The 17,969-nt window shown below is 73.0% G+C and carries 15 protein-coding genes and 1 tRNA gene; 7 read left to right on the forward strand and 9 right to left on the reverse strand.

All coding sequences use genetic code 11. The features are described from left to right. Positions 1-6 precede the first annotated feature (6 nt). A complete protein-coding gene (locus FB157_RS24395; protein ID WP_145882755.1) occupies positions 7-1,311 on the reverse strand; it encodes a phosphoribosyltransferase in 1,305 nt (434 codons plus the stop codon). A gap of 12 nt (positions 1,312-1,323) precedes the next feature. Continuing rightward, positions 1,324-1,635 carry a dsRBD fold-containing protein gene (locus FB157_RS24400; RefSeq protein WP_145882756.1) on the reverse strand — a complete coding sequence of 104 codons (312 nt, stop codon included), beginning with the start codon at positions 1,633-1,635 and terminating at the stop codon, positions 1,324-1,326. Between the two features lie 116 nt (positions 1,636-1,751). Between FB157_RS24400 and FB157_RS24405 the strand changes: the two genes are divergently transcribed. Next, positions 1,752-2,147, forward strand: a complete 396-nt coding sequence (locus FB157_RS24405) for a YchJ family protein (protein ID WP_145882757.1) — start codon at positions 1,752-1,754, stop codon at positions 2,145-2,147. Positions 2,148-2,164: 17 nt separating this feature from the next. Here FB157_RS24405 and FB157_RS24410 read toward each other — a convergent pair whose 3' ends face one another. Next, on the reverse strand, positions 2,165-2,866 hold the full coding sequence (locus FB157_RS24410; protein ID WP_145882758.1) for a FadR/GntR family transcriptional regulator: 702 nt from the start codon (positions 2,864-2,866) through the stop codon (positions 2,165-2,167). Between the two features lie 142 nt (positions 2,867-3,008). On the opposite strand from FB157_RS24410, the gene FB157_RS24415 reads away from it, so the two are divergent. Next, complete coding sequence (locus FB157_RS24415) at positions 3,009-3,527, forward strand: gluconokinase (RefSeq protein ID WP_145882759.1); 519 nt, start codon at positions 3,009-3,011, stop codon at positions 3,525-3,527. A gap of 40 nt (positions 3,528-3,567) precedes the next feature. Continuing rightward, entirely contained in the window at positions 3,568-4,965 is a 1,398-nt protein-coding gene (locus FB157_RS24420; protein WP_145882760.1) for a GntP family permease, read from the forward strand. A 147-nt stretch (positions 4,966-5,112) separates the two neighbouring features. Here the strand turns inward: FB157_RS24420 and FB157_RS24425 are convergent, their stop codons facing one another. From FB157_RS24425 to FB157_RS24435, 3 genes are all read right to left on the reverse strand, one after another. Continuing rightward, the gene (locus FB157_RS24425) at positions 5,113-6,450 is read right to left on the reverse strand and encodes a M1 family metallopeptidase (RefSeq protein WP_145882761.1); all 1,338 of its coding nucleotides are present in this window, start codon (positions 6,448-6,450) and stop codon (positions 5,113-5,115) included. A 74-nt stretch (positions 6,451-6,524) separates the two neighbouring features. After that, entirely contained in the window at positions 6,525-10,385 is a 3,861-nt protein-coding gene (locus FB157_RS24430; RefSeq protein WP_145882762.1) for a Pls/PosA family non-ribosomal peptide synthetase, read from the reverse strand. Between the two features lie 320 nt (positions 10,386-10,705). Next, positions 10,706-10,793, reverse strand: a tRNA-Leu gene (locus tag FB157_RS24435). A 196-nt stretch (positions 10,794-10,989) separates the two neighbouring features. Between FB157_RS24435 and FB157_RS24440 the strand changes: the two genes are divergently transcribed. The 3 genes from FB157_RS24440 to FB157_RS49455 all read left to right on the forward strand — a co-directional run bounded on the left by FB157_RS24440 (position 10,990) and on the right by FB157_RS49455 (position 13,696). Continuing rightward, entirely contained in the window at positions 10,990-12,315 is a 1,326-nt protein-coding gene (locus FB157_RS24440) for a M20/M25/M40 family metallo-hydrolase (RefSeq protein WP_145882763.1), read from the forward strand. Between the two features lie 146 nt (positions 12,316-12,461). After that, the gene (gene chpH, locus FB157_RS24445; protein WP_145882764.1) at positions 12,462-12,695 is read left to right on the forward strand and encodes a chaplin ChpH; all 234 of its coding nucleotides are present in this window, start codon (positions 12,462-12,464) and stop codon (positions 12,693-12,695) included. 140 nt (positions 12,696-12,835) lie between these two features. Beyond that, positions 12,836-13,696 carry a chaplin family protein gene (locus FB157_RS49455; RefSeq protein WP_145882765.1) on the forward strand — a complete coding sequence of 287 codons (861 nt, stop codon included), beginning with the start codon at positions 12,836-12,838 and terminating at the stop codon, positions 13,694-13,696. Between the two features lie 71 nt (positions 13,697-13,767). On the opposite strand, the gene FB157_RS24455 is transcribed toward FB157_RS49455, so the two are convergent. Further along, a complete protein-coding gene (locus FB157_RS24455; RefSeq protein WP_145882766.1) occupies positions 13,768-13,956 on the reverse strand; it encodes a DUF5703 family protein in 189 nt (62 codons plus the stop codon). Positions 13,957-14,003: 47 nt separating this feature from the next. Between FB157_RS24455 and FB157_RS24460 the strand changes: the two genes are divergently transcribed. After that, positions 14,004-14,702, forward strand: a complete 699-nt coding sequence (locus tag FB157_RS24460; protein WP_145882767.1) for a hypothetical protein — start codon at positions 14,004-14,006, stop codon at positions 14,700-14,702. 74 nt (positions 14,703-14,776) lie between these two features. Here the strand turns inward: FB157_RS24460 and FB157_RS24465 are convergent, their stop codons facing one another. Further along, entirely contained in the window at positions 14,777-16,939 is a 2,163-nt protein-coding gene (locus FB157_RS24465; RefSeq protein ID WP_145882768.1) for a helix-hairpin-helix domain-containing protein, read from the reverse strand. Continuing rightward, the gene (locus FB157_RS24470; RefSeq protein ID WP_145882769.1) at positions 16,936-17,919 is read right to left on the reverse strand and encodes an aldo/keto reductase; all 984 of its coding nucleotides are present in this window, start codon (positions 17,917-17,919) and stop codon (positions 16,936-16,938) included. Before FB157_RS24470 ends, FB157_RS24465 begins: the two co-directional genes overlap by 4 nt. Positions 17,920-17,969 lie beyond the last annotated feature (50 nt).

Here is a 17,969-nt window from a genome sequence, read left to right on the forward strand (position 1 = left end):
CCCCGCCTACACGTGCGCGGGCGCCATGTGGTCGGCGAACCAGTCGCGGGCCAGCTCGGTCACCCGCTCCAGCGTGCCGGGCTCCTCGAACAGATGCGTGGCGCCGGGGACCACCTCCAGCCGGTTCTCGCACCGCAGTTGCGCCTGGGCCTCCTGGTTGAGCCCGAGCACCTGCAGGTCGGCGCCGCCCACGACGAGCAGCGTGGGCGCCGTCACCTCGGGCAGCCGAGGCCCGGCGAGATCGGGCCGGCCGCCACGGGAGACGACCGCGGCGGGACGTGCCGACGGGTCGGCGGCGGCCCACAGGGCGGCTGCCGCGCCGGTGCTGGCGCCGAAGTAGCCGACGGCGAGCCCTTCGACGTCGGGTTCCTCGCGCAGCCAGGCGGTGGCGTCGGCCAGCCGCCCGGCCAGCAGCCCGATGTCGAACACATTGGCCCGGTCGCGCTCCTCGGCCTCGGTGAGCAGGTCGAAGAGCAGGGTGCCGAGGCCGGCCCGGTTCAGTCCCTCGGCCACGAACCGGTTGCGCGGGCTGTGCCGGCTGCTGCCACTGCCGTGGGCGAAGGCGACGACACCGGTCGCCCCCTCGGGCAGGGTGAGCCGCCCGCGCAGCCGTACGGCACCGGCCGCCACCTCCACCTCGCGGTCCTCGGCGCCGGTGCCGGCGAAGCGGTCGTGGCGCCTGGCCGCCTGCCGCAGACAGGCCGTGACCTCGTCGTCGCCGGTCTGGGCGAAGTCGACGTAGAACTGGCCGATCGCGAGGAAGTCGTCCGGGGTGTCGAGGCTGACCAGCTCGTCGGCGTCCCTGCCGAGCCGTCGGCTGAAGTCCCGTGGTGCCACGGGGACCGCGAGCACGATCCGCGCCGCGCCCCGGGCCCGGGCGATCAGGCAGGCCGCCCGCGCGGTCGAGCCGGTGGCCACGCCGTCGTCGACGACCACCGCGGTCCGGCCCGCCACGTCGACGGGAGTGCGGTCGCCCCGGTAGCGGGCGGCCCGCTGTGCGAGCACCTCGCGCTCATGTCTCTCGACCCGGTCCAGCGCCTCCTCGCCGACACCGGTGAGGCGCAGCACCTCCTCGTTGATCACCCGTACGCCGCCCTCGCCGATCGCGCCCATGCCCAGCTCCGGCTGGTCCGGCACGCCCAGCTTGCGCACCAGGCAGACGTCCAGGGGCGCGTCCAGCGCCTCGGCGACCGCCGCGCCGACCGGCACCCCGCCGCGCGGCAGCCCCAGCACCACGACGTCCTGACCCCTCAGGTACTCGAGGCGGGCGCCCAACTGCCGCCCCGCCTCGGTTCGGTCGGTGAAGAGCACGGCAGGGCTCCGTCATCCCTGGGTCGGCCAGAGGGGCGCGGGAGTGTCGATCTCGATCGCGCCCATCTCCTTCATGTCGCCCGCGGCCGCGCGCAGCAGCACCCGGCCCATGGCGATCAGCGCACGTCCGGCCGCGAGTTCGTCACCGATCTCGGGCACCGCCGTGTCGTACGGGCTCCTGCGGGCCTCCGCGTGGCTCTCCAGGACGTTGTCCCCGGTGTCCAGGATGATCCGGGCCGTGGTGTCCGGGTCGTGTTCGGACAGGTACAGGTTCAGCCGCCATTCCTTGACGGACGGAGGACGGTTGCTCACGGGTCGAGTCATCGTCCGTCTCTCCTCACTGCGCTGCGAGGCAACGGGACGCACCGGCGCGTCTCCTCATTCCACTGTGCACCGCACCGGCGGCGGGCGCCTCCCCGGTCACGGGCAGAATGTGGGCCATGACCACGCGCACCTGCCCCTGCGGCCGACCCGAGTCCTACGACGCCTGCTGCGGCCGCTGCCACTCGGGGTCCGCCGCCGCGCCGACCGCCGAGGCGCTGATGCGGTCGCGGTACAGCGCGTTCGTGAAGGGCGACACGGGGTATCTGCTGCGGACCTGGCATCCACGCACCCGGCCGGAGCGCCTGGACCTGGACCCGGGCATGAAGTGGACGGGGCTGGAGATCCTCGGCAGCACCGACGGGACCGCCTTCCACACCACCGGCACCGTGACGTTCCGCGCCTCCTACCGCGGCGGCTCGCTGCATGAGCGCAGCAGGTTCGAGCGGGTGGACGGGGCCTGGGTGTACGTCGACGGAGACTTCCTCGACCAGGACGCCGGGCCGGCCACCTGAGCCGGCGGTCACGCCGGCTAGGGCGCCAGGATGTCCAGCTCCTGGAGGGCGCCCACGGTGATCTCGCGGGTCAGCTGTTCGGCGCGGGCGGCGTCGCCCGCGCGCACCGCCTCCGCGACCCGCACGTGCAGGGTCACGGCAGCCGGGTCGGGGTCCGCGAACATCACCTCGTGATGGGTGCGCCCGGCCAGGACCTCCGCGACGACGTCGCCGAGCCGCGCGAACATCTCGTTGCCCGAGGCCGTGAGGATGACCCGGTGGAAGGCGATGTCGTGGACCAGATACTGCTCCAGCCGGTGTCCGCGTGAGTTGGACACCATGCCCAGTGCGCACTCGGTGAGTTCGGCGCACTGCTCCGGCGTGGCGTTCTTCGCGGTCAGGCCCGCCGCCACCGGCTCGACCGCCGAGCGCAGCACGGTCAGGGAACGCAGCTGGTGCGGGCGGTCGGCGCCCGCCAGGCGCCAGCGGATGACCTGCGGGTCGTAGACGTTCCACTCGGCCTTGGGGCGGACCGTGACACCCACCCGGCGGCGGGACTCGACCAGGTGCATGGACTCCAGTACCCGAACCGCCTCGCGCATCACGGAACGTGACACCTCGAAGTGCTGTGCCAGCTCGTCGGTGCGCAGAACGCTGCCCGGCGGGTACTCGCCCGCGGTGATCGCGGGACCGAGGGTGTCCAGTACGCGGCCGTGCAGCCCCCGGCCCGGTGTGCTCATGCACTCAGAGTACGGCGTGGATCACAGAGCTAAAAAGTCAGACTTATGCATCACACACTCTTGAATTCGTCGTACCTAATGGGTTTCAGTGTGGCGACGCCGGACGTCGGCGTCGGATGTCGAGGAAGACAGCGAGGCAGTCATGCGCACCCCCCAGGTCGTCGTCGTGATGGGTGTCGCCGGGACGGGCAAGACCACGATCGGGCCGCTGCTCGCCGCCCGGCTGGGTGTCCCGTACGCCGAGGGCGACGACTTCCACCCCAAGGCCAACATCGACAAGATGTCGGCCGGGATCCCGCTGGAGGACGCCGACAGGTGGCCGTGGCTCGACGCCATCGGTCACTGGGCGCACGGGCGGGACGGGCTCGGCGGGGTGGTCAGCAGCTCGGCGCTGAAGCGGTCCTACCGGGACCGGCTCCGGGCCGTGGCGCCCGGGGTCGTGTTCGTGCACCTCACGGGCGACCGGAAGCTCATCGAGGACCGGATGTCCCACCGGCAGGGTCACTTCATGCCGCCCGCCCTGCTGGACTCCCAGTTCGCCACGCTCCAGCCCCTGGAGTCCGACGAGCGGGGTGTCGCCGTGGACATCGGCGGCGGCCCCGAGGAGATCGCCGATCGAGCCGTGAAGGCACTCGACGCGCTTTCCGAGACCTCCGAGTAGCACCCCACCCCCGTCCCCCCGTACCTGCAAGGGAACCCCCGTGACCAGACTCAGTGTCGAGATGCTGGCAGCGGACACCGTCCAGCCCATCACCTCGGCCGGCCACGCCCAGCTCGGCATCGCCGTCCTGGCGGGCATAGCCGTCATCGTCCTGCTCATCACCAAGTTCAAGCTCCATGCCTTCCTGGCGCTGACCATCGGGTCGCTGGTCCTCGGGGCCGTCGCCGGGGCACCGCTGGACAAGGCCATCACCAGCTTCACCACCGGGCTCGGCGCCACGGTGGCCGGCGTGGGCGTCCTGATCGCGCTCGGGGCGATCCTGGGCAAGCTCCTCGCCGACTCCGGCGGCGCCGACCAGATCGTCGACACGATCCTCGCCAAGGCGGGAGGGCGTGCGATGCCGTGGGCGATGGTGCTGATCGCGTCCGTGGTCGGCCTGCCGCTGTTCTTCGAGGTCGGCATCGTGCTGCTGATCCCGGTCGTGCTGATGGTCGCCAAGCGCGGCAACTACTCCCTGATGCGCATCGGCATCCCGGCGCTGGCCGGCCTGTCCGTGATGCACGGCCTGATCCCGCCGCACCCCGGCCCGCTGGTCGCGATCGACGCGGTCGGCGCCAACCTGGGCGTGACCCTGGCGCTCGGCATCGTCGTCGCCATTCCGACGGTGATCATCGCCGGTCCGGTCTTCTCCCGGTTCGCCGCCCGCTGGGTGGACGTCCCGGCCCCCGACCGCATGCTCCCGCAGCGCACGACCGAGGAGCTGGAGCGCCGGCCCGGCTTCGGCGCGACGCTCGCCACCATGCTGCTGCCCGTGGTGCTGATGCTGGCCAAGGCGCTGGTGGACATCGTCGCCGACGACCCCACCGACATGACCCAGCGGGTCTTCGACGTCGTCGGCTCCCCGCTGATCGCGCTGCTCACCGCGGTGATCGTCGGCTTCTTCACACTGGGCCGGGCCGCCGGGTTCGGCAAGGACCGGCTCCAGCAGACGGTCGACAGGGGCCTGATGCCCATCGCGGGCATCCTGCTGATCGTCGGCGCGGGCGGCGGCTTCAAGCAGACGCTGATCGACTCCGGCGTCGGTCAGATGATCCTGGACATCTCCAAGGGCTGGTCGATCCCGGCACTGCTGCTGGCCTGGCTGATCGCGGTGGCGATCCGGCTGGCCACCGGCTCGGCGACGGTGGCGACGATCTCCGCGGCCGGTCTGGTCGCGCCGCTCGCGGCCGACATGTCGACCACCCACACCGCCCTGCTGGTCCTCGCCATCGGCGCCGGCTCACTCTTCTTCAGCCAGGTCAACGACGCCGGCTTCTGGCTGGTGAAGGAGTACTTCGGGCTGAGTGTCGGACAGACGGTCAAGACCTGGTCGGTGATGGAGACGATCATCTCGGTGGTCGCCGGCGGCCTGGTCCTCCTGCTGTCCCTGGTGATCTAGGAGCGGGACGGCGACGACGGCCCACCCCCTCCTCGGCATCCGCGGCCCTACGGCCCGTGGACGTCGAGGAGCGGGTGGGCCGAGCCGGTGTTCGCCCCGGCCGCCGAACGGAGCCGGGCCGTGCAAGCTCCTGCTCGGCCTCGGGAACTAGACGGCCGCCCGCGCGCCCGGCAGCGGCGGCAGCGCCGCGCCGTGCACCCACGCCTCGAACAGCCCGTCCACCGGCTCGTCCGCGAACCGGGCCACGTGTGCCGTGAACGCCGACGTCGTCACCGACCCGTTCCGGTGCAACCGCACCCAGCTGCGCACCATGAGGAAGAACGCCTCGTCGCCCAGCGCGCAGCGCACCGCGTGCAGGGTCAGCCCGCCCCGCTCGTAGAGCCGGTCGTCGAACATCGACTTGCGGCCCGGATCGGCCAGCCGGAGGTCCTGCGGCTGCATGGACAGCAACCGGTGTGCGGCGGCGGCCAGTTGCTGCGCCGTACGGCCGCCCGAACGCTCTGACCACAGCCACTCCGCATACTTGGCGAAGCCCTCGTTCAGCCAGATGTGCCGCCAGTCGGCGATGGACACGCAGTTGCCGAACCACTGGTGCGCCAGCTCGTGCGCCACCAGCCGCTCCGAACCCCGCGCCCCGTCGACGTGGTTGGAGCCGAACAGCGACAACCCCTGTGCCTCGACGGGCACATCGAGCTCCTCCTCGGTCACCGCGACCGCGTACTCGTCGAACGGGTACGGCCCGAACAGCTCCTGGAACAGCTCCATCATCGCGGGCTGCCGCGCGAAGTCCCGCGAGAACTCGGGCAGCAGATGCGCCGGGATGTGCCCGTGCTGCGGGATCCCGCCCGGCCCCGGGTCGCCGAGCAGCACCGTCTGGAACTTGCCGATCGCGAGACCGACCAGATAGCTGGACGTCGGCGCGGCCTGCTCGTACACCCAGGTGGTCGTCGAGGCCTTCGTCGTACGGGTCAGCAGGCGCCCGCCCGCGACCACCGCGTACGCCGACGGCGTGGTGACCGAGATCAGGTACGACGCCTTGTCGGCCGGCCGGTCGTTGCACGGGTACCAGGACGGCGCCCCGATCGGCTGGCTCGCCACCAGCGCCCCGTCCGACAGCTCCTCCCAGCCGATCCCGCCCCAGGGGCTCGAGACCGGGCTGGGGTTGCCGGACCAGTGCACCTCGACCGTGAAGGCGGCCCCGGCCCGGATCGGCTTGGCCGGGCGGATGCGCAGCCTGCCGCCACGGTGCGTGTAGTGCGGCTGCCGGCCGTCCAGCCGCACCCGGCCGATCTTGAAGTCGGCCAGGTTGAGCTGGAACTCGGTGAGCGCCGTCCGTCCCGCGATGGCGTTGATCCGGGCGGTGCCCGCCAGCCGGTTCGGGCCCGGGCGGTAGTCCAGCGTGAGCTCGTAGCGGTGCACCCGGTAGCGGGAGTCACCGTTGTCCGGGAAGTACGGGTCCGGGCCGACCGACTGCTGAACTGCCACTGCTGTGTCCGCTCCCTGCGCTGTGCCACCACTCCGTGCCGGTGCACCGCCCACCGGCCCCGGGAAGGCTGCGCTCACGGACGCCATGCCTCGATCGGGTTGCCGAGCCAGCGGGTGTCGTCCGGGACGGACTCCGCGGCCATGACGAGCGACGCGGGACCCAGGGTCGTACGGGCCCCGATCGTGCTGCCGGGCAGCACGATCCCGCCAGGGCCCAGCGTGGCGCCCTCACGGAGGACCACAGTATCCGTCCGCAAGATCCGGTCGTGGAAGAGGTGAGTCTGCAGGACACAGCCGCGGTTCACGGTGGCCGCGTCCTCCAGGGTCACCAGGTCCGACTCCGGCAGCCAGTAGCTCTCCACCCAGACACCCTTGCCGATACGGGCGCCGAGCCCGCGCAGCCAGGCCGTCATCACCGGGGTCCCCGGCACGGCACCGGCCAGCCACGGCACGGCCAGCACCTCGACGAACGTGTCCGCCAGCTCGTTGCGCCACACGAAGGAACTCCACAGCGGATGCTCCCCGGTGCGGTGCCGCCCCACCAGCAGCCACTTCGCCACGACGGAGGTGAGCGCGGCCGCGGCACCGGCCGCGAGCAGCACCAGCCCCGACAGCAGCGGCGCCCACGGCCCCAGCGCACACAGCGCCGCCACCGTCAGCGCGGCCAGCGCCGCCGAGCAGAACACCGGCACGATCCGGCACAGCTCCACCAGACCGCGCGCCCACAGCAGCCGGGCGGGCGGGTCGTAGGTACGGCTCTGGTCCCCGCCGGAGGCACTGCGCGGCAGCTTCACCGGCGGCAGCCCCAGATACGAGGTGCCCTTCTTCGCCTTCTTGGGCGTCGCCGACAGCACACCGACCAGACCGCCGTCCGGCACGCTCCGCCCCGGCGCGGTCATCCCGGAGTTCCCGAGGAAGGCCCGCCGCCCGATCTCCGCGTGCCCGATCCGCACCCAGCCGCCGCCCAGCTCGTACGGCGCGGTCAGCGTGTCGTCGGCCAGGAACGCCCCGTCGCCGACCGTGGTCAGGCTCGGCAGCGCGAGCACGGTCGACACCTCGGCGCCCCGCCCGACGCGCATCCCCAGCAGCCGCAGCCACACCGGCGTGACCAGCCCGGCGTACAGCGGGAACAGCGTCTCCCGGGACCGGTCCATCAGCTGCGTCACGGTCCACGCCTGCCAGCCGACCCGGCTGTGCGTCGGGTGCGTGCCCTCGCGCAGCCCCAGGCTGAGCAGGCGAACGGCGACCAGGATCAGCAGCGCGTACGCCAGCCCGTAGGCGAGCGTGGCCGGGACCAGCCCGAGCGCGGCCCCGCGCAGCGTCTGGGCGAGGGAGGCGCCGGGCGTCACGAACACCCGGGCGACCAGCAGCGCGGCCACGGCCGCGACGAGGGGCAGGACACTGAGCGCGGTGCCCGTCAGGCCGTACATGACCCGCCAGTACGTGCCGCGCTGCGGCCGCTCCTTGGGCCAGTTGCGCTTGGCCTTGCCGAGCTTGACCGCGGGCGCGCCCGCCCACCGCTGACCGGTGGGCACCTGCCCGGTGACCGCCGACCCAGGCGCCACCTCGGCCCGCTTGCCGACCCGCGCGCCCGGGAACAGCATGCTGCGCGTCCCGACGACGGCGTGCGCGCCGACCCGCACCGGACCGACCTCCAGCCGGTCACCGTCCAGCCAGTACCCGCGCAGGTCCACCTCGGACTCCACGGCGGCCCCGCGCCCCAGCCGGAGCAGGCCGGTGACCGGCGGCAGCGAGTGCAGGTCCACCTCGGGACCGACCCGGGCGCCCAGCGCCCGCGCGTACCGCTCGAGCCACGAGCCGGTCAGCGAGGTGGCCCCGCTGAACTCGGCCAGCCGCTCGGCGGTCCACAGCCGCAGGTGCACGCTCCCGCCCCGCGGGTACCGGCCGGGCGCAAGGCCCCGCAGCAGCAGCCGCGCCCCGCCCGCCGCCATCGCGATCCGGCCGGGCGGGCTGAAGAACAGCAGGCCGCCGGCCGCGAGCAGCCACCAGGGGGCGGTCGGCAGCCAGGCGTAGGCGGGCAGCAGGTTCCCGACGGCGGCCAGGACCACCGTCCAGCGCAGCCCGAGCAGCGTGAGCAGCGGGACGAGCAGCAGGAGCTGGACGGCCTGGGCGCCCACCGGCACCGGCGCGACCGTCCGCTGCGCGCCGTCGTCCTGCGCCGAGGCCTCCAGGCGCCGGGCCAGCTTGCGCAGGGTGGGCTGCTGGTAGATGTCGAGAACGGCTGCGCTCGGATAGCGGGTGCGCAGCCGGGTGGTGAGCTGGGCGGCGGCCAGGCTGCCGCCGCCGATCGCGAAGAAGTCGTCACAGGCTCCGGTCACCGGGATGCCCAGTACCTCGGCCCACTGCTCGGCGAGCCAGGCCTCGGTGCCGTACAGATCGGCCTTGGGGGCCTCCACGCCCTCGAGCGGCCACGGCAGGGCGGCCCGGTCCACCTTCCCGGACGTCCGGGTCGGCAGCTCGGCGACGGGCGCGAGCAGCGGCACCAGCGCTGCGGGCAGCTCCGCGCGCAGCTTCTCGACGGCGGCCGCCTGGTCCCAGCCGTCCTGGGTGACGACGTACCCGACGAGGAGCTGGTTGCCGCTGCGGGCGGTCCGCACGGCCGCAGCGGCCCCCGCCACCCCGGGCAGCGCCTGCAGCGCGGCATCCACCTCGCCGAGCTCGATCCGCCGCCCGCCGAGCTTGATCTGCTCGTCCGCCCGCCCCAGGAAGATCAGTCCCTCGGGCTCGGCCTTGACCAGGTCGCCGCTGCGATACGCCCGCTCCCAGCCCAGCGACTCCAGCGGCGCGTACTTCTCCGCGTCCTTCTCGGGATCGAGATACCGCGCGAGCCCGGCCCCGCCGATCACCAGCTGCCCGCTGCCGCCCATGGGCACGGGCTCCCCGCTCTCGTCGACGACAGCGAGTTCCCACCCGTTCAGCGGCAGCCCGATCCGCACCGGCTCCTCACCCGTGAGGAGCGCCGCGCAGGCCACGACGGTCGCCTCGGTCGGCCCGTAGGTGTTCCACACCTCGCGCCCCTCGGTGACCAGCCGCTGCGCCAGCTCGGGCGGGCAGGCCTCGCCGCCGAAGATCAGCAGCCGTACGTCGTTGAGGGTCTCGGGCTCCCACAGCGCGGCCAGCGTGGGCACGGTCGACACGACCGTGATCTCCTGCTCGACCAGCCAGGGCCCCAGATCGGCACCGCTCCTGACCTGCGACCGGGGCACGGGCACCAGACAGGCGCCGTAGCGCCATGCCAGCCACATCTCCTCGCAGGACGCGTCGAACGCCACGGACAGCCCCGCCATGACCCGGTCGCCGGGCCCGATGGGCTCGTCGGTGAGGAAGAGGGCCGCCTCCGCGTCCACGAACGCGGCGGCGCTGCGGTGCGTGACGGCCACGCCCTTCGGCTTCCCGGTGGACCCGGAGGTGAAGATGATCCAGGCGTCGTGCCCGGCCCCGGGCCGTGCGGCGGGGGAGCCGGCGGCGCCGTGGGTGGTGACGGTGTGCCCGGCCCCGACGACGGCCCGTACGGCCGCCTCCCCGAACACCAGCTCGGCCCGCTCGTCCGGGTCCTCGGCATCCACGGGAACGTAGGCGGCGCCGGCGGCGAGTACGGCGAGGATGGCCACGTACAGCTCGTTGGTCCCGGAGGGAACCCGCACCCCCACCCGGTCCCCGAGCCCGACGCCCGCCTCGTCGAGCCGCCGCCGCAACCGCTCCACCTCCACGGCCAGGCCGCGGTAGGTGAGCCGGTGGGTGCCGTCGTCGAGGGCGAGTTCGTCGGGGTACGACCGCACGGAGGCATCGAAGACGTCGACCAGCGTGCGCGGTGAGGCGGCGGACCCCGCGGAGAAGCGTGCCCTGTCGCCGAACTGCGTGCGGAACTCTTCGTCGAGCAGGCCGAGAGCGCTGCCCTCGTCTATGGCTGCCATCGGTCCTCGCGTCTCGATCCCGGAAGCCTCCGGGGCGCTGGCGGGCCCGCAGGTCTGCCTGGGGTTGTCCGGCTCCAGCTCGGTAACAAGCCGGAAATATTAGTACGACGCTAGGCTCCTCCACTTGGCCAAGCCACTCGGGAAGGCTGTCCGGGGGAGCGGCGACGGACCGGACCGACACTCTTGACCTGGGGCTTTCGTACGCCACGAGAGATGCCCCACACGCACCGCAAGGGGACGGACACACAGGGCAATTCGCGCCCGGCCGAGCAGGGCCGGCGGGGAAAAGCAAAGGACCCCTGATGCTCAGGGGTCCTCACTGGTGTCCGAGGGGGGACTTGAACCCCCACGCCCGATAAAGGGCACTAGCACCTCAAGCTAGCGCGTCTGCCATTCCGCCACCCGGACAAGGTGTCTGTCGTGCGGGGTTTCCCTCGCGGCGACGAAGGAAACATTACCAGGCTTTCGGGGGTGGCTGATCACGCCCCGTCCGGCGGCCCGTGCCCGCGTGAACGGCGTGTGACGGGCCGGGACCGGTCTTGGGCGGGGGCCGGGCCGGAGAGAGGATGAGGGGGATCACCAGCAGACAGCGGAAGGACGCAGCGTGAGCGAGACGGACACGGCCAAGGGCGTCACCGGCGAGGACGAGGTCGTGGACCTCTGCCGCGAGCTGATCCGGTTCGACACCAGCAACTACGGCGACCACTCGGGCCCCGGCGAGCGCAAGGCCGCCGAGTACGTCGCGGAGAAGCTCGCCGAGGTCGGGCTGGAGCCGAAGATCTTCGAGTCCCACCCGGGGCGCGCCTCCACCGTGGCCCGGATCGAGGGCGAGGACCCCTCCCGGCCCGCACTGCTCATCCACGGCCACCTGGACGTCGTACCGGCCAACGCCGACGACTGGACCCACCACCCGTTCTCCGGTGAGGTCGCCGACGGGTGCGTCTGGGGGCGCGGGGCCGTCGACATGAAGGACATGGACGCCATGACCCTCGCGGTCGTGCGCGACCGGCTGCGCAGCGGGCGGCGGCCGCCGCGGGACATCGTCCTCGCCTTCCTCGCCGACGAGGAGGCCGGCGGCACGTACGGCGCCCGGCATCTGGTCGACAGGCACCCGGACCTGTTCGAGGGCGTCACCGAGGCGATCAGCGAGGTGGGTGGCTTCTCCTTCACGGTGAACGAGCAGCGGCGGCTGTACCTGATCGAGACAGCCCAGAAGGGCATGCACTGGATGAAGCTGACCGTGGCCGGCACTGCCGGACACGGGTCGATGATCCACCGGGACAACGCCATCACCGAGTTGTCCGAGGCTGTCGCCCGGGTCGGCCGGCACAAGTTCCCGGTGCGGGTCACCAAGACCACCCGGGCCTTCCTCGACGAGCTGGGCGACGCGCTCGGCACCGAGCTGGACCCGGAGGACATGGAGGCCACCCTGGCCAAGCTCGGCGGGATCGCGAAGCTGATCGGCGCGTCCCTGTCCAACACCGCCAACCCCACCCAGCTGAACGCCGGCTACAAGGTCAACGTCATCCCCGGCGAGGCCACCGCACACATCGACGGACGGTTCCTGCCGGGCCACGAGGAGGAGTTCCTCGCCGACCTCGACCGGCTGCTCGGGCCCAACATCCGCCGCGAGGACGTGCACGCCGACAAGGCGATCGAGACCACCTTCGACGGGGCGCTCGTCGAGGCCATGCAGTCCTCGCTGCTGGCCGAGGACCCGACCGCCAAGGCGATCCCCTTCACACTCTCCGCCGGGACCGACGCCAAGTCCTTCGACGACCTCGGCATCCGCGGCTTCGGCTTCGTGCCGCTCAAGCTGCCGCCGGAGCTGGACTTCGCCGGCATGTTCCACGGCGTGGACGAGCGCGTGCCGGTGGACGGGCTGAAGTTCGGCGTGCGAGTGCTTGACCGGTTCATCGACGCCTCGTGAAGTCTTGGGCCCAGGTATTCGGGCGCCCGTACGAGATCTCCTGAGAAGAGTGAATGCGACGATAAGCTCGTAGCTCCATTACTCCCTCCTCGTTACAGGTGATGCGATGCCGCACTGTGGATCGCATTTGCCTACAAGGAGGAATAATGATCAAGAAGGTCGTCGCTGCCGCCGCTGCCACCGGTGGTCTGGTTCTCGCCGGCGCGGGCCTGGCTGTTGCCGACGCGGGTGCCCAGGGTGCCGCCGTGCACTCGCCGGGCGTCATTTCCGGCAACGTCGTCCAGGTGCCCGTGCACGTCCCGGTGAACGTGTGCGGCAACACGATCAGCGTGATCGGGCTCCTGAACCCCGCCTTCGGCAACACCTGCATCAACGACTGACGCCGACTTTCTGAGGGGCGTTCATCACGAGCCGTCGGCCTCGGAGCGCGCGCCATGCGCTCCGAGGCCGACCGGCCTTTTCCCGCGGAACTCCTTTTCGCGGAATGCACGGAGAATCGAAGGCAGGGGGGAATCCAGAAATGCGACAGAGCACCCGCAAGGGTTTGATGACCATGGCGGCCGCCACCGGTGTGATCGCCGCCGCGAGCGGCTACGCCCAGGCCGACTCGGGCGCGATCGGCTCCGCGGCCGGCTCGCCCGGCGTACTGTCCGGCAACACGGTGCAGGCACCGGTGCACGCGCCGGTGAACGTCTGTGGCAACACCGTGAACGTGGTCGGGGTCCTCAACCCGGCCATGGGCAACAAATGCGCCAATCATGGCGGCAGCGACGCGGGCGGCTACGGCGACTCGAACAGCCACGGCGGCTCCGGCGGTTCGCACGCGGGCGGCCACACCGGCGACTCGCCGGGCGTCGGCTCGGGCAACACCGTCCAGGTGCCGATCGACGTCCCGGTGAACGTCTGCGGCAACAGCGTGGACGTCGTCGGGGCGGGCAACGCCACCACGGGCAACGACTGTGCCAACGGCGGCGGTCACCAGAGCCTGCCGCCGGGCGGCGGACACGACAACCCCGGGCAGCCGAGCGAGCCGGGCCATCCCGGACACCCGGGTCAGCCGGGACACCCGGGACAGCCCGGTCAGCCGGGCCACCCCGGCACCCCGGGCCACCCCGGTACGCCTGGTCACCCGGGCACGCCCGGTCAGCCGGGGCACCCGGGAACTCCGGGCCGGCCGGGGACCCCGCACGCGGGCGGCGGTCACACCTCCCACGGCTCGTCCCAGGTCGGGCAGCAGGGCGGACGGTCCAGCGCATACCTGAACACCGCCCAGCTCGCCCACACCGGCAGTGACCTGCCGCTGGGCCTCGCGCTGCCGGCGGGCGCGGGCGCGCTGCTCGCGGGCGCCGTGCTGTACCGCAAGGCCCGGGCCTCGGCGTAGCGCGACAGCGGCCGGAAAACGGAGCGGGCCCTGCCAGGACGGCGGGGCCCGCTCCGTTCATGCGTGCTGCCTCACCAGGTGGCCCGCACCTGGCGGATGATCCGTCGGCGCAACCGCACCCTGCGGCTGCCGTCTCGCAGCAGGCTCAGTCGGTCCAACTCCCAGTTTCCGTACTCGGCATGGTCCGTCAGCAGACGTGTCGCCTCCTTGCGGGACACCCCACGCGGTACGTACACGTCGACAAATTCGTATTCCGGCATCGCATCTATTGTGCGGGCTGGTGCCCGGTACGGATAGCGTCTGCACTATGTCTGATGCTGCGCAGCCCACCGCTGCCGAGGTACGCGCCGCCGCCGAGGCGGTCAAGACCGCGCTCGACCGCCACCTGGCGGCGGTCGAACGCAGGTCGGGGGAGGACGACCAGGCCGTCTACGAGGCGTTCAACGAGCTGGCCGCGGCCGCCGAGGTGTACGACGAACTGCTCTACGACCGCTACGACGAGGTCACGCCCTTCGAGATCCCCGGCGCCGACGACTCGCTGCCGCCGTACGCGGGCCCCGAGGAACCGAACGCGATCAGTGTGCTGATCCGGCGGGACTACGCCGTGGCGGAGCCCCAGCGGCTGCTGGCGCAGGCCCAGCGGGTCGAAGCGGTGGAGCACGAGGACGACGGCGGCGCGGGGGAGGACACCGCCGGCACGGTCCATGGGGCGCTGGGAGTTCTGTTCGGCGAGTTCGAACCGGACGAGATCGCTTCCCGGCACAAGGAGTTCGGCCTGGAGGAGGGTGACTCCACGCTCTGGGTCACGGCCGCCGACGAGCCGGCCGAGCCCGGGGAGTGGCTGGAGGCGCCGTTCGAGCAGGCCGACCCGGAGCGGGTGGTGTGCCGGTTCGACGTCAGCGCGGTGTTCGACGAGGACGCCACCGACGACATCGAGGAGGAGGACGACCTCGAGTTCGACGGCGACGAGGACGAGGACCTGGAGCCGATCGACGCCGAGCGGTGAGGTGAGGCGGCGGTGCCGTGGGGCCGGAAGCCCGTACGGCACCGCCGTGATCCGCCACTGCGGCGGAGAAGACGTCAGCCGGCCGACGGGACCTGCGTGCGCAGCAGCGTCAGCAGGCGGGTCGTACGGGGCTTGGCCGAGACCTCGGCGACCGCCTTCGGCAGGGCCTGCTCCACACCGTGCACCACCGACAGGTGCCGCTCCGCCCGGCCGAACGCCGTGTACACCCACGGCCTGCTGAGCGTCTGCGCGGCGTCGCCGGGCAGCACTACCACCGCGGCCGGCCAGCGGCCGCCCACCGCCTGATGCGCGGTCAGCGCCCAGCCGTGCCGTACGCACTGCTCCACCCGCTCCCGCGGTACGACGACCGGAGCGCCCGCGCACTCCAGGTGCAGCCCGTCGGCGTCGGCGTTCACCACCCGGCCCGGCACCGTACGGCCCGGGGCGGGGGAGTAGGCGATCCGGTCACCGGCGTCGAAGCCGCCGAAGCGGCCGGGGCCCGGGTTGAGGCGTTCCTTCAAAGCGGAGTTGAGCGCCCGGGTGCCCGCCGCGCCACCGTGGCCCGGGGTGATCACCACGGTCTGCTCGGCCGGCACACCGAGGGCCCGCGGCACCGAGTCCGCGACCAGCTGCACGGTGCGGTGCACGGCCTCGCCGGCGTCCCGCACCGGGACGATGACGATCTCCTTGCCGGGTGCCTCGACCTGGTTCAGCTCGCCGGCGCCGACGCCGGAGACCAACTCGCCGAGCGGGCCGGGGTCCGGGGTGCGGGAGGCGATCTGGGGGCAGGCACGGGCCGCGAGCAGATCGGCGAAGACCCGCCCGGGCCCGGCCGACCACAGCACGGCGGGGTCACCGCTCAGCACCAGGCGGGCGCCGTCGGGCAGCGACTCGACCAGCATCGCGGCGCCCTCCACGTCGAGTTGCGGCGCGTCGAGCACGATCAGCAGGTCGAGGTCCAGGGCACCGTCCGCGTCCCGGCCGGGTCCCTCGGCTCCGGACAGGAGACCGGCGACGGTGCCCATGGCCTCCTCCGCTCCTTCGCCCACCAATGCGGCGAGGCGACGGCTGCCGACAGCGGTGTGGCAGACGGCGAAGGCCCGCAGACCGGCGGCGCGGGCGGCGCCGAGCAGGGCGGCCGGCTCGGCGCGGGCCGCCTCGCCGCCGGTGTGCAGCACCAGGCCGTGCCCGGCGACCGCCCGGGCCAGCTCGGCAGCACCGCCGGTCGCCCCGGCCGCGGCCTCCTCCCACCGCTCGGCAGCTTCCTCGGACGGCGAGTTGACCAGGCGGGCCAGGCCGTCGGCGAGGCTCTCCTCGGCGAGCGCGTACCGCTCCAGGCCGACGAGGACGCGGACCGGGCGCTCCTCCTCCTCGCCGTCCGCCTCCTGCGGGGCCGGGGCGCCGGGCTCCTCCAGGGCGTCCTGGAAGACCAGCGCCTCGCCCTCGGCGATGGTGTCCTGCACGGCCGCGTCCGCGTCGGGCACGCCCCGCCGGGCCAGGGCCCCGGTGAGCGCCGGCAGTTCCAGGGCGGTGTGCCCGGCCAGCGCCGCCTGCTCCAGCAGCCAGACGGTCAACGCGCGGACCCGCCGTCCGTCGTCCGGACCGCACGCCTCGCCGAGCAGCGCCCGCGCGAACCCGTCGGCCTGTTCCGGCCGTACGCCGCCGATCCGCAGCAGCTGCCAGGGGTCCTCCCGCAGCGCCGTGTCGGCGCCCTCGCCGAGGGCTGTGGCCACCTGGGGGGCGAGAGCCTCGGGTGCGCCGCCCTCGCGCAGCACACGTCGCACGGTTTCGACGGCCTCGGCGGCGGGGGCAGCGGGTGCGGCGGCGGCCGGCGTGGGCTGGGGACGCCGTACGGGCTCCGGGGCGGGGCGCCGCGGGGCGGGTGCCGGCTCGGTGAAGGCCGTGGCGACCGGCCTCTCGCCGCTCTCCACCGCGCGGATCGCGGCGAGCAGGTCGGCGGCCTTGCCGCTCAGCTTGGTGCCGCTCTCGATGGGCGCTGTCCTCTCGGCCTTGCGCCGCTCGATCCGCTCCCGCTCGACCTGCTGCGCGGCCAGCTCGGCCTCGGCCTCCGACCGCCCGGGCGCGGCTTCGCCCCCGGCCGTCCCGCCGGCGGTGATCTCGCCCTCCGCGGTCTCGGCAGCGGTGGTCCCACGGCTGTCGCCGGCCGCCGTGTCCTGCTCCGGGTTCTCCGGGGTCCCCGGCCCGGTGTCCTCCGTGGTCTCCGGCTCCGTGCTCACAGCGTGCTCCAGTCGTGATCGGGATAGCGGTGCACGGGCGCCGACACATCGTCGAGCGCCCGGCAGATCTCGTCAGGAAGACTAAGCGCCTCCACTGACAACGCCGCCGTGAGCTGCTGCGCGTTGCGTGCGCCGACGATCGGGGCGGCCACTCCGGGCCGGTCCCGGACCCAGGCGAGGGCCACCTGCAGCGGGGTGACCGCGAGCCCGTCGGCGGCCGTCTGCACCGCGTCCACGATGTGCGTCGCGGTGTCGTCGAGATACGGCGCGACGAAGGGCGCCAGATGCTCGGAGGCGCCGCGCGAGTCCGGGGGAGTGGTGTGCCGGTACTTGGCGGTGAGTACGCCGCGGCCCAGCGGGGAGGAGGGCAGCAGGCCGACGCCCAGGTCGAGCGCGGCGGGCAGCACCTCCCGCTCGACGCCGCGCTGCAGCAGCGAGTACTCCAGCTGGGTGCTGGCCAGCCGGGTGCGGGTGCCGGGTGCGGCGAGCTGCCAGGTGGCCGCCTTGGCGAGCTGCCAGCCACAGAAGTTGGAGACGCCCGCGTACCGGGCGCGACCGCTGCTCACCGCCAGGTCGAGGGCCTGGAGAGTCTCCTCGAGCGGGGTGTCGGGGTCGAAGGCGTGGACGTGCCAGATGTCGACGTAGTCCGTGCCGAGCCGGGCCAGCGAGGCGTCCAGCGCGGCGAGCAGGTGGCCGCGGGAGCCGTCGAAGCGCCGGTCGGGGTCGGGGACGCTGCCCGCCTTGGTCGAGATCACCAGGTCCCGGCGCGGCACCAGACCGCCGGTCAACTGCCCGAGCAGATACTCGGCCTCGCCGTCGCCGTACACGTCCGCGGTGTCGACGAGGGTTCCGCCGGCCTCCCAGAACGCCTTCAGCATGTCCGCGGCGTCGTGCTCGTCGGTGTCCCGGCCCCAGGTGAGGGTGCCGAGCCCGATCCGGGACACGCGAAGGCCTGTGCGGCCGAGATGCCTCTGCTCCATGTGCGCGAGATTACTGGCCAGAACTGGTGCGGTGGGTTCCCTGTGGACAA

Origin of the sequence: Streptomyces sp. BK340 (genome assembly GCF_007827595.1) — a bacterium.
Taxonomy (GTDB): domain Bacteria; phylum Actinomycetota; class Actinomycetes; order Streptomycetales; family Streptomycetaceae; genus Streptomyces.

Bases quoted from the DNA above. Each gene is read 5' to 3' on its own strand.
- FB157_RS24400 (WP_145882756.1), bottom strand. From the start codon at position 1,635: ATGACTCGACCCGTGAGCAACCGTCCTCCGTCCGTCAAGGAATGGCGG.
- FB157_RS24405 (WP_145882757.1), top strand. From the start codon at position 1,752: ATGACCACGCGCACCTGCCCCTGCGGCCGACCCGAGTCCTACGACGCC.
- FB157_RS24410 (WP_145882758.1), bottom strand. From the start codon at position 2,866: ATGAGCACACCGGGCCGGGGGCTGCACGGCCGCGTACTGGACACCCTC.
- FB157_RS24415 (WP_145882759.1), top strand. From the start codon at position 3,009: ATGCGCACCCCCCAGGTCGTCGTCGTGATGGGTGTCGCCGGGACGGGC.
- FB157_RS24430 (WP_145882762.1), bottom strand. From the start codon at position 10,385: ATGGCAGCCATAGACGAGGGCAGCGCTCTCGGCCTGCTCGACGAAGAG.
- chpH (WP_145882764.1), top strand. From the start codon at position 12,462: ATGATCAAGAAGGTCGTCGCTGCCGCCGCTGCCACCGGTGGTCTGGTT.
- FB157_RS49455 (WP_145882765.1), top strand. From the start codon at position 12,836: ATGCGACAGAGCACCCGCAAGGGTTTGATGACCATGGCGGCCGCCACC.
- FB157_RS24455 (WP_145882766.1), bottom strand. From the start codon at position 13,956: ATGCCGGAATACGAATTTGTCGACGTGTACGTACCGCGTGGGGTGTCC.
- FB157_RS24460 (WP_145882767.1), top strand. From the start codon at position 14,004: ATGTCTGATGCTGCGCAGCCCACCGCTGCCGAGGTACGCGCCGCCGCC.
- FB157_RS24470 (WP_145882769.1), bottom strand. From the start codon at position 17,919: ATGGAGCAGAGGCATCTCGGCCGCACAGGCCTTCGCGTGTCCCGGATC.